At 31.6% G+C, this 12,792-nt stretch carries 9 protein-coding genes and 1 tRNA gene; all 10 read right to left on the reverse strand.

Going from position 1 to position 12,792, the window contains the following annotated elements:
• Positions 1-56 precede the first annotated feature (56 nt).
• The 10 genes from AALI31_RS05990 to flhB all read right to left on the reverse strand — a co-directional run bounded on the left by AALI31_RS05990 (position 57) and on the right by flhB (position 12,790).
• Positions 57-2,033 (reverse strand): clostripain-related cysteine peptidase, encoded by a 1,977-nt coding sequence (locus AALI31_RS05990; RefSeq protein ID WP_489885625.1) that lies wholly within the window; start codon positions 2,031-2,033, stop codon positions 57-59.
• 295 nt (positions 2,034-2,328) lie between these two features.
• Positions 2,329-3,894, reverse strand: coding sequence for a clostripain-related cysteine peptidase (locus AALI31_RS05995; RefSeq protein ID WP_489885626.1), 1,566 nt, complete (start codon positions 3,892-3,894; stop codon positions 2,329-2,331).
• Positions 3,895-3,917: 23 nt separating this feature from the next.
• Positions 3,918-4,259 (reverse strand): hypothetical protein, encoded by a 342-nt coding sequence (locus AALI31_RS06000; protein WP_489885627.1) that lies wholly within the window; start codon positions 4,257-4,259, stop codon positions 3,918-3,920.
• A 169-nt stretch (positions 4,260-4,428) separates the two neighbouring features.
• Positions 4,429-4,505: transfer RNA gene (locus tag AALI31_RS06005), tRNA-Arg, on the reverse strand.
• A gap of 201 nt (positions 4,506-4,706) precedes the next feature.
• Positions 4,707-5,465 carry a flagellar hook-basal body complex protein gene (locus tag AALI31_RS06010; RefSeq protein WP_489885628.1) on the reverse strand — a complete coding sequence of 253 codons (759 nt, stop codon included), beginning with the start codon at positions 5,463-5,465 and terminating at the stop codon, positions 4,707-4,709.
• 26 nt (positions 5,466-5,491) lie between these two features.
• A complete protein-coding gene (locus AALI31_RS06015) occupies positions 5,492-6,268 on the reverse strand; it encodes a flagellar hook-basal body complex protein (RefSeq protein WP_489885629.1) in 777 nt (258 codons plus the stop codon).
• Positions 6,269-6,292: 24 nt separating this feature from the next.
• Positions 6,293-6,994 carry a FliA/WhiG family RNA polymerase sigma factor gene (locus tag AALI31_RS06020; RefSeq protein WP_489885745.1) on the reverse strand — a complete coding sequence of 234 codons (702 nt, stop codon included), beginning with the start codon at positions 6,992-6,994 and terminating at the stop codon, positions 6,293-6,295.
• 431 nt (positions 6,995-7,425) lie between these two features.
• Positions 7,426-8,835, reverse strand: a complete 1,410-nt coding sequence (gene flhF, locus AALI31_RS06025) for a flagellar biosynthesis GTPase FlhF (protein WP_489885630.1) — start codon at positions 8,833-8,835, stop codon at positions 7,426-7,428.
• Entirely contained in the window at positions 8,825-10,918 is a 2,094-nt protein-coding gene (gene flhA / locus AALI31_RS06030) for a flagellar biosynthesis protein FlhA (protein WP_489885631.1), read from the reverse strand. The genes flhF and flhA overlap by 11 nt, the downstream gene beginning before the upstream one ends.
• A 36-nt stretch (positions 10,919-10,954) precedes the next feature.
• Positions 10,955-12,790, reverse strand: a complete 1,836-nt coding sequence (flhB, locus tag AALI31_RS06035) for a flagellar biosynthesis protein FlhB (RefSeq protein WP_489885632.1) — start codon at positions 12,788-12,790, stop codon at positions 10,955-10,957.
• Positions 12,791-12,792 lie beyond the last annotated feature (2 nt).

Here is a 12,792-nt window from a genome sequence, read left to right on the forward strand (position 1 = left end):
AAAGGCAAATTACACATACAGTAATCTGCCTTTTTAAATTTAATATACAACCTCGTCTATGCCGCTACTTCATCACTTTCATTATTGCCTTCCTCGCTATTTAATTCTTGAGAAGTACCTCTTCCTGGAAATTCGAACTTGTCAATTTCCCCATCTTTAATACGTACTGAAACTATATCAGTCGAATAATTACGACCCAATATATTAACTATATTAAACAAAAAATCATACTCACCATCTGGCAAAGATTGTTCAGAAAACTCCAATTCACCTGCAACAACTACAGTTTCAGGAGATTTATAATACAAAGGTACTATTTTTTCATCATAATAAAATCTAGGTAACAAAGGTGCTATAACATCACCATCCTTTACTTCCTTAAACACACGAGAACTCACCATATCATCATAAATTAGCCCTTTCCAAACTCCCAATACTTCATATTTTTTAGAATTACTATCATATTTAACACGTAAGCTTGTTGTTTCACCATTTAATTCAATTGGAATCGCATAAATAATATGATCATCTGAAGCTGTTACGGTTTCTGCAAAGATAGGTATTCCATTTATGGTTAGAGTCTTGCCTGTGAATTGTGCTTCAAATACAGAGCCATCTTCACTAGATTCAATATCTAATTTCACATCATACCTTATGTATCCTCCATCTTCTCCATCAATCGATAATCTAGGATAAACTTTATAAATTGAATCCTTTGCATTACTAACAGTAACACTAAACGTATTGTTATCTTTAATTTCAGAAGTATATTGCAATATATAATCTTTAAAATTTAAATCCCTTATTCTTTCAGTTTTTTCATATACCCAATCCGGTGCAGTCCACACATGAGACACCGCATCTAAAAATGCTAAATACTCTGCACTTTTACTTCCATATGAATATTGATTATAATTCTCCCGTGAATCTGCAAAATTAGCGTAGAACGAAATACCACTTGCATTAGGGTGGGCATCACCACTTAGATTATACACTACAGCGTCATCGATAGTCTTATATGTATTTACTGCAACTTCACCAATAACATGCTCTGCATTCCTTACAAAATGTCCTAAATCTTTCATGCCAGAAAATCCCTCGATCATTGACGAAGCACCATAAGTTTCAGCTTTCTCAAGTGCAGCGTATACAGACCTAAGTTTATCTAAATCTGTCAGAGATTTACTTAGTTCCAAAGCCAATTTATCAAAATTCTCTTCTACCTTTGTAATTTTGTTTAAATCAATAATAGAGAAAGTAACATTACCATCAAAGGTTTTGTCCACTTCATTCGCAAAAAAAGAATCAGCAACAACCTTACTCAAATCAAAAGGACTTATATCTGGGTTCTCACAAATGGCTCCTCCCCATGTTGCATAATCCCATCCCTCTCCAGGCTCAATTTCTTGTGATGCTATCATGTAAGTACCATAATCCTTTACTTGAGATGCAGTTTCAAGATTTGCGGCTAAACAAGTATCGAATCCTATAATATCAAATTTAAAGTTCGTTGTTTTTAAAGCATTTCCAAGTTCACTCAATGTTAAATTATCGTCATAAATCTGATCAAATATTACTCCATTTACACTTCCATCACCATGGTTCCATAACACTACCATATTTTTCTCAGCAGGAAATTTATTCACTCCCCAAGTAAGAAAATCGGATAACGTTCTACTATCACCCATGTTCTCTAATTGTTCTTCCTCTAACAACACAAGCTCACCTGATTTAATTTGAAATCTTTGTAGCTTATTAGGATCTATACCTTCTATATTCCATTCCTCAGTACCACCAGTAGTAACTATTATATTCACGTCATCTGGTATTTCTAATCCAAGCAATTGATTTAAGTTATTCGTACCATGTGAACTATAAGTCTCTAAATCTGTACCACATAAATAAATGAATATAGACCACTTAGCCTTTTCCACTCCTCTCGCTGATGAAGTTCCAAATCCTGGAATCATTAAAAATAAAAACACAATCAAGAAACTAATCAAAATTCTAAATCTCTTCAAAACACTTAACATAAATCTTATACTCTCCTAAAAACTAAAAAACTGATATTCATAAAAACAAAATAACTCTAAATCAAAACATCACTCCTATAACATTTATTTTTTTAATCTACAAGTCCAAGATACCCTACTAACATTATAACTTTTTTAAATTTTAATCACAAGTAATTTAAATATCACGTAATTAAATTTGATATATCACCTTGTGACAAATGGCTCTTTCCAAAATTATAAAACCTCAAACTCATATAATCAAAAAACAAAAATGGGAGATTTAAAATCTCCCATTTAATAAAATTCAAAACATTCAAGCGACTTCAGAATCACTCTCGGTCATCTCTTCCTCTGTATATGACCCTTCATCACCCTGAGCTGTAATTGAAACAATTTCACCATTCTTAACACTTACGGAAACTGGTGTAGTATTATATTGACGCCCAACGACATTAACTATACCATCAAAAAACTGATACTCTCCATCTGGTATAACCCCTTCAGAAAATTTCATATCTCCTGAAAACGTAAGAGAACCTGATGAGTGATAATATATGCCATCCTTAAAAGTAAATGTATTATAGATCTTAGGTAATAAGAATTCGATGACATCTCCCTCTTCTAATTTTGTAAAAAACCTAGAACTAACCATGTCATCATAAATCAATCCCTTCCAAGCACCTAGAACTTCGTATCTATCTTCTTTAATATAATAATTAACTCGCAAACTCATCTCCTCATCATTTAACATAATAGGTATGAAATAAATGACATTATCTTGATAAGCATTTACAACTTCAGCAAAAACCGGAATTCCTTCTATCATCAATGTGTTTATACCAACCTCCATATCGTACACAGACCAGTCTTCATTAACACTAGTGCGAACATCAGTAAAATACCTAATGGCTCCACCATCTTCATCTACATCTAATAAATAATAATCAACCGTATAAACCGAATTCTTACCATTGCTTAAATTAATCCTGTAGTTACTATCTTCTGTTATCTCATCTGAATACTGCAAGATATGATCACTAAAGTTCAGGCTTTTAACTTTTGGAGTTTTCTCATAAACCCACCTAGGTGCATTCCAAGTATGAGATATTGCATCAAGAAATGCCAAATATTCAGCACTGTTGCTTCCTTTAGCATACCTATTATAATTATCTAAATCATCATAGAGATTGCAATAAAATGAAATTCCACTTGAATTTATACGTGCATTCCCATTAACTTTATAAAACACAGCACTATTAATTGCATTTTGCACATCCACTGCCGCTTTACCAATTATAGATTCAATATTCTTCGCAAAGTGTCCTAAATCCTTCATACTTGAATTACCTTCGATTAATGAAGTAGCACCATAAATTTCAGTCTTTTCCAACGCAGAATATATACATTTAAGTTTATCTACATCCTCAATTACCTTACTCATCTCTAAAGCCATCATATTAAAACTCGACTCTAATTCTTTAACTTTACTTAAATCAATAACCGACAAAGTAAGTATATCTTTAAAGCTCTCGATTGATTCGTTAATAAGCTCAGAATATGAATCACAAATCACCTTACTCAAATCCTCTGGACTAATATTGGGATTACCTGCAATTGCACCTACCCATTTTGTATAATTCCATCCAGCTCCAGGTTCAAGTTCCTGAGAGGCAATCATATAGGAAGCATATTCTCGTATTTGAGATGCAACTTCAAGATTTGCAGTTATACAAGTATCGAATCCTACGATATCGAATTTGAAATCTGTGGTTTCAAACGCATATCCAAGCTCATCCAACATCAAAGTATCATTATCATAAATCTCATCTATCAAAACACCATTTACACTACCATTACCATGATTCCAGATTAAAACCACATTTTTTTCAGCTGGAAACTTCTCTAGCCCCCAAGTAGAAAATCAGATAAAGTACTACTCTCTCCCATGTTCTGTAGAATATATTCTTCTAACAATTCAAGCTTACCCAATTTTATTATGAAACGCTGCAACTTAGAAGGATCTATACCCTCCATTTCCCATTCTTTAGTTCCGCCTGTCGTTACTACTATATTTACATTATCAGGAATATCAAGAGCTAACAACGCTTTTAGATTATCCGTACCATTAGATACGTCATCTAAACTTTCTAAATTCGTACCACACATATAAATAAACACAGACCATTTAGCTTTCTCAGCCCCGCTCGCTGATAAAATCCCAAATCCTAAAACCGTATAACACATTACTGTGATTAGAGATACAACAAAAAATTTATACTTTTTTTAAAATAGATGCCATAAATTTTAAACCCCTCATAAAATTAAAAATCATATAACGTCAAAATATCACATCAAGACTCTCATTTAAAATTCAATACCTTGTCCATTACTAAAACAGTAAGAGTTTTAATTTTGGTGCATCCAGCAGGATTCGAACCTGCGACCTTTGGATTCGAAGTCCAACACTCTATCCAGCTGAGCTATGAATGCACACGACTACCGCACAATTGTACTACAAATTTTACCAAAATTCAATTATGATTAATTCCAAAATTACCAATTTTTAAAAAACTATTTTTGAAATAACAAAAAGATATAACCAAATTAACACAAAACAAATTTTCATAAAACATAAATACCAAAGCTCTATTCAAAAACAAGTAGAACTCATTTTAAAACGAGTTCTACTTTTTATCTGATACTATTTAACATCGACCACATTTCATCAACCATTGTAATTCCCTTACTTGCCATTTGATATGCTCTTTGTGCGAGAATCATATCCGTCATTTCTTGAGATGTATCAACATTTGACATCTCCAAATGATTTTGGTAAATATCCGGAGAAACCTGAAACATAATAATATTTTCACTTGAAGTAACAAATTTGTTATCCCCTTGCGAAATTAATGCATTGCTCCCAACCGCATCATAACAATTAATCCTCCCAATATCTATCCCATCAGAGGTTGATATATTTCCTGATCTATCCACAATCATGTTAGTAGCAGTTAACCCTGTGTTCAATGGATCTACACCTTCATTATAAGCTACATCAACCAAATTTCCATCTTTATCAGTTAGCCTTCCAAATATATCTACATTCAAAGCTCCACCTCTTATATATGAAACATCTCCAGTTGAACCAGTGATTCTAAAAAATCCATTTCCATCAATTGCTAAATCAGTGCTTCCTCCAGTACTCTGTAAATACCCTTGAGTCTTAGTCCTTGTTACATTATTGATTTTAACGCCGTTTCCTACGAATGATGGATTATCAGAAACAGGGATGCCCATAGTATTCAAATTCCTATAAAATAGATTAGAAAAAGAACTTTCTATCCTTTTGTATCCATAAGTATTAACGTTTACCATATTATTAGAGATGATATCGAGCTTTTCCTGTTGAGCAATCATACCACTTTTACTATTGTTCAAAATAAAAAACATACTCAACCTCCAACCAAAACCAAATCTTAAATCCTTCCAATTTCATTAACAGATATTCTCAAGCTTTCATCTAAATAATTTAATATCTTCATACTACTTTCAAAGCTCCTCAAAACATTTGTTAAATTAACCATTTCCTCTGCGGCGTTAACCTCTGAAACTTCAAGTGTCCTATTTTGAACTCTTGTCGTAGCAGTTTCGAACATACCACCTTCAGCTGAATACAAATTATTTGCTAGTTTTTCCAAATTTCCATAATCCGCTGTATCAGAAATCCTCATTCTATAAACTGGAACTCCATTTATGCTTATATTGTTCGATCCATCAACAGAAATTTGAGTTGCTCCGGCTAAATTCATTCTTTCATAATTACCTGTATTTATATTTGTTCCCATCACAAAAGCTCCAGATGATGTCAAGAGATTTCCTTGCAAATCTAAAACAAAAGATCCATCTCTTGTATAATACTCTTGTCCATTTTGCGTAACTGTAAAAAAACCAGATCCATTTAAAGCAAAGTCCGTAATATTTTCTGTTTGCCTCAATGTCCCTTGACTAAATTTAACCATAGTCGAATCTATTTTTGTTCCAATGGACATAGCTCCTATATTTCTAAAAGATCTTGACGTACGATCCTTATTTCCAATCATAACTTTATCAAATTGAGAAATCACAAGTTCATCAGGTTTAAACCCCGGAGTATTTATATTTGAAAGATTGTTTGTGATAACTCCTTGTTTTGCTTCAAGGCTTACAAGACTTGAAATCGATGTATACATTCCTCTTGTCATAAGTTCACCCATTAATACGCCTTTCCCCTAAAATTTTTATAGACGACTCGAATTGTCATATTTATTCATCATGTATCTAAGATTTTTAAGTGCTCTATTATGAATCTGGCAAACTCTCGATTCTGAAACTTGTAATATTTTACCTATTTCTTTCAACGTCATACCCCTGATATAATAGTAATAAATAACTCTTTTATCTTTTTCCTTCAGATTATTTATTATTTTCCCAAGATACTTTATGAGTTCTTTTGATTCAAGAATTCCTTCAGGGCTTGGACTAGTATTGTCCTTTATTGTATTCATCAAGGACATACTATCATCATCTGAAAATACCAAACTCTCAAGTGAGGTTTTTGAAATATAATTTATATAATTTTCAATAGTGCCTACTTCCTCAATCGACAAATTGAGGTGCTCTGCAATATCTTGAGAATTCGGTTCTCTCATTAATTGATTTCTAAGAACCTCTATTGCATTATTGTACTTATTTAACTTGTCCATAGCACCTTTAGAAACCGGACTATTCTTCCTTATCTCATCTATCATTGCACCTTTTATTCTTATTGACGCATAAGTTGAGAACTTCATTCCCTTTCTTTCATCGAATTTATTGAAAGCATCCATCAATCCGACCATACCATATCCAACTAAATCTTCAAACTCAACATACTTCGTTTTTCCAAGTATAACTTTTGACGCTATATACTTTACTATGGGTATATAATTTTCAATTAGCATTTCTTCTTTTGAATCTAAGTCACTTTCTATTTCACTTAGATCACTATCAATATTTTCATTTTGATCAATTTGCTCAATATTCTTAGTCCTAATCCCCCCTGATATCATACAAATTTCCTCCTGTATTTCTAAAACATTCCCCCATCTTTTCTAAATTTTTGCTTATATCGGTAAACCCACCTAGGGATTTAACATTTCGAAAATATATATAATAAAATCTCTTATTTCCTTTTTTTCAAATACACAAATACAAATTTTCCATTTAGGCTTGTACGTAAATAGAAAATCCAAAAATGAAATTTTTAAAATTTCAAATCTATTGTTTACAAATTTCAAATTTTTATAACCATTTTTTTAATTTCAATTTTCCATTTTTAAAATTTCCCAAAAAAAATGTTGCCCAAAGTAAAGACAACATTTTCAAAATCCAATTATGTAGTTTTTAATTTTTCCTCTCCCAAAAGCATATCTAAGATCTCACTCTTATTAGCTTTCCTTATATCAATAGGAACCTCCTGACCTGTAGTTATAAAGCTTATTGGTAAAGAAGTCTTATAGCAAATATTCACTAAGGTTCCAAAGCTATCGGTTTCATCTAGCTTAGTAACTATGACATTTGTAAATTTTATATCCTTAAATGAGTTTAAAAAAATGTCCATATCTTGAGCCTTCATCCCAGCACTCAAGATTAAACTTATATCACTACACTCCATAGATTGCACAAACATACTAAGTTCACTTAGCTGTATAATATTTCTATGCCCCCTACCAACAGTATCAATAAGAATAGTATCGCAATCTTTCATATCCTTAGAAACATTTCTTATATCATTCAAATTCATTACATATTTATATGGAATATCCATAATATCCGCATACATTTTCAATTGCTCAACTGATCCAATTCGAACTGTGTCTGTATTAACAAGTCCAACCTTTCTATTAAGAGTCAAGGAAAATACTCCTGCAAGTTTTGCAATAGTGGTCGTTTTACCACAACCAGTAGGACCGACAACAACAAGTTTACTAAAATAATCTCTATCATAAACCTTTACAATATCCGAAAAAATATCTCTTAAATACGATTTGACCATACTCTCATCCATAAGTTCTTCATTCGTAAGAACACATTTCGATTTTATCTCATCGCTCAGTTCTTGACAAATATTATGCTTACGTAATATTGCATCTATGCAATCCCAGGGTTTTTGATTTTTAATTGAGAGAGTTTTTAAAAGTCCCTTTATCTCTTCTATGTCCTTTTTCAAATCATAACTTTCATCAATCTTAAATCCCTCATTACCAATTTCGGTTTTTCTATTTTCCGAATTCAAATTATGTACATCATCATTGACCTTAAGAGCATCATTTGAAATATTGAATCTATTCAAATTGTTTAATAAATTCATATCATCATTTAAACTTTGTTTTTCTTCGAAGTTATTATTAAACATTCTCTGCTTTTCTTCAAAAAGCTTGTTATAATAACTCATTGAAGATGAGTTACCACTTTGTAAATTAAAATTTTGAGATTTCAAATCCGTTAAATCTTGTTTTAAATTATTAGATTGAAGATTTTGAAAAGTGATTTGCTGAGAATCATTGTAAGTCTTAATAGCCTTCTCCTCCACACTACCGTTTAATGGATAATTAGTATTAGACAAATTATTTCTATTTGCAAGCCCTACAGTAACTTCGATCTTTTTATTTAGAAAGAATCCCTTAACTCCAGGCTGTTTGACCATTTTCTGATTTATGATATACGCATCATCGCCAAGCTCTTGTTTTATACGAAACAATGCCTCATTTATATTGTCGACTAAATATTTCCTAATTATCATCTATCTCTACCATCCTATCATTTATTATGTGAATATCTGGTGTTATTTCATTTAAAGAAATCACAAATACGTCACCAAAAACTAGCTCTGTAAATCTCCTAAATGCTGGTCTCAATCGTGGAGAAACAAGAATAATTGGTTGACTGTAGTTAAATTGGATTCTTTTCAATGTATTACTTATCGCCTCGAAAACCTTCCTTGACAAATTAGGTTCCAGTGCAATAAAACTTCCCTGTGTAGATCTTTGAATATTTTTTGTTAGGAGTTCTTCAAGATCAGGACTCAATGTAGCAACAACAATTTTTTTATCATCGTTCACAAACATACCAGATATAACCCTATTTAAAGAAAATCTTACATGTTCTGTTAAGACCTCTGTATCTTTTGTAAGTTTTGAGTTGTCAGCTAAACTCTCAAATATAGTAACCAGATCTTTAATAGAGATTCTTTCTTTAAGCAAATTTTGTAAAACCTTTTGAATATCACCTATACCCATCAAATCAGGTATGAGCTCTTCAACCACAGTTGGATACTTTTCTTTCAAGGTATCTACTATCTCTTTCACCTCTTGTCTTCCTAATAATTCATAAGCCCTACTTTTTATAGTTTCAGTAACATGAGTAACAATTATTGTAGTTGGATCAACAACTGTAAGACCTGAAAGTTCAGCTTCTTCCTTCTTCGATTTGTCAATCCACTTAGCGTCCAAATTAAATGTAGGATCTTTCGTTATAAGCCCTTGAATGTCATCTAATCCTTCGTTGGAAGTCGAAATTGCCATTAACATATTTGGGATAACCTCCACTCTTACTACAACAGTTCCTCTAATTTTCAAAACATATTCGTTACTTTTTAGCTGTAGATTATCTCTTATACGTATAGGCTTCAAGATCAATCCTAATTCTAGAGCTGTCTGTCTTCTAATTGAAGCTATTCTGTTTAACAAATCTCCTCCTATTTTTTCATCTGCAAGAGGAATCAATCCATATCCAATTTCCAATTCAATAGGATCAATTAACACAAGCTTATTTACATTTTCAGGTTCATGCTGAACATCTTCATGTGGTTCAGATGCTTTACGATAAGAGTCATCGCTTGAAGTATCCAGCAAAGCATTCTCTTTTTTAAACAAGATAATTGAACTACCACCAGTAACAAGTGATAATATCAAAAATGGCAAAGTCGGTAACCCCGGTATGATAGCGAGTAATGCCAAAATACCAGATGATGTAATTAACACAATAGGAAATGCCGAAAACTGTTTTGTAATAAGGCTACTTAGGTTTATATCATCCCCTGACCTTGTCACAATTATTCCGGATGCTGTTGATATTAAGAGTGCGGGAATTTGAGATACTAATCCATCTCCAACCGTCAATCGAACATATGTAGAAGCAGCTTCAGAAATTTCCATTTTAAGCATCAAAGTTCCAATAACAATCCCAGCAATAACATTTATGAGCGTTACAACTATTCCAGCAATGGCATCACCTTTAACAAACTTTGAGGCACCATCCATAGAACCATAAAAATCCGCCTCGAGCTGTAAATTCTTCCTACGCCTCTTGGCCTCATCCTCTGTTATGATTCCCGAATTCAAATCGGCATCAATGCTCATTTGCTTTCCAGGCATAGCATCTAAAGTAAACCTAGCTGAAACTTCAGAAACTCTTCCTGCACCATTTGTTATAACTAAAAACTGTATTATAACTATAATCAAAAATATAATTATACCAACAACATAATTCCCACCTATTACAAAATCCCCAAAGGCTTCTATTATACTTCCCCCATCAGCTTGGGAGAGTATTAGCCTCGTTGAAGAAACATTTATCGCTAATCGAAAAAGCGTTGTCACCAATAGGACACTCGGGAAAATTGAAAATTGGAGAACTTCTGTAGCAAATATAGTTATGAGCAATACAACTACAGACACTGTTATATTAACAGCTATCAGTATATCTAAAACGAATGACGGCATAGGAATAATTATCATAAGCACAATGCCAATTATCCCAGCTGCCACAGCCACATCTAATATATCCTTTTTCGTAAGTCCGCCTAAAGTTTTCACATTGTCCAATTTTCAAAATTCCTTCCTATGATATTTTCTCAATTATTATCTTCTCTTATTTAATTTGAAAATATGAGTTAAGATATCTGCAACTGACCTATATATTTCCTGAGGTATCTCTTGGTCGAGTTCAACATTTTTATAAATAAACCTAGCCAAATACTTATTTTCAACCATTGGAATATCATTTTCTTGAGCTATCTCCCTAATTTTATAAGCCATATAATCAATCCCTTTTGCAACAAGAACAGGAGCTAAATCCTTACCTTGCTCGTACCTAAGTGCAACGGAAATATGAGTAGGATTAGTTATTACAACAGATGAGTTTTTTACATTTGAAACCATGTTTTGCATAATTATCTGCTTTGCCTTTTGCCTTATTTGCGATTTGACTTCTGGGTCCCCTTCCATTTGTTTAAATTCTTCTTTGACTTCCTGCTTTGTCATTTTGAGTTTTTTCTTGTATCTGAATTTCTCAATCGCAAAATCTAATATTCCAATTACTCCAACTACCATAAATATTTTGAAAAATATATTCATGAATAAAGGTATCAATGAAGAAAATGAATACTTAATTTTAAAATTTGAAATTCTAAAAAACTCATCTACATTATTACGGATAAACCTATACGCTATGTAACATAAAATACCTATAACAACTAAATCCCTAAGCAAATCAAATAAAGATTTAATGTTAAAAATACTTTTGATATTGCTCAAAGGATTCAGACTTTTAAAAGATGGTTTCAAAGCCTTAGGCGTTATTAAAAATCCTGTCTGTATGAAATTCGAAATTATAGCAAGCCCTACAAAAATAAGCCCTGGAACAATTATCAAAACCATAGACTTAAACGTTATAGATTTGAAAACATCCACAACATCATAAGGACCATAATTATATGAAATACCATCTCTAAGAAAATAAACTAAAATACCTTTTAATTCGTTTAATATGTAACTTCCTATAAAAATAATTAAAATAATTCCCACAAAAGATATAGCTGAAACTAGAAATGTTGATTTTGCAACATTCCCTTCTTCTCTTGTCTTCTTAATTTTTTGTTGAGTAGGCTCTTCAGTTTTGTCATCTGAAAATACAAAAAAAATCGGTGCAAAGGAAAATATCTTAAAAATTAAATTATTAAAATCAAAATATATATTTGAGAATCTATTAAAAATAAATTCTATACTTAAAATAAGTAGACTTATTGTAATTAATATCTTCAATGGAAAGCTTATAACTATAATGTTTATTTTAGGAATTATTCTAGATATTATTCCTAAAATAATATCCACAAATATCAGTATGACTATTATTGGAATTACAATCATAACGGAAACTCTAAAAAGTACAGCCATTGCATTTATAAAACTGTTAATGAAATTTTCGGTAAAATTCAAATCTCCAACTCTAATTTTCTCATAACTCAAAATAAATGCTCTTATGAAATAATGATGACCATTTAAAATTAGAAATGTAGTTAACGCTATCCAATAAAACAGTCTTTCAATTATTCCTGAACTATTATTCGTAATTGGATCGAATATTTCTGATGAAGAAAAACCTCCCTGAGAATCCAACATTGCTCCGACTGAACTAAATAAATTAAATATTAAATTAGTGAAAATTCCTATTGAAACTCCTACTATTACTTCAGAAAATATTAAAAAAATATACTGCACCCCACTATATACAATAATTTTTGCACTAGGAGATACCATAGAAAATACTATCAATGATAAAACAAATGAAAATACAATTTTAAAAATATTATGTATACCTTTTGGAAAGAATACTGGAGAAACCACAAAGAAAGAAGTAACTCTTATAAAAATAAGGATTAAAATTTTGAAGTCTAAATCACAAATCAGAAATACCACAC

It is taken from the genome of Anisomitus miae (SeqCode) (assembly GCF_054906395.1).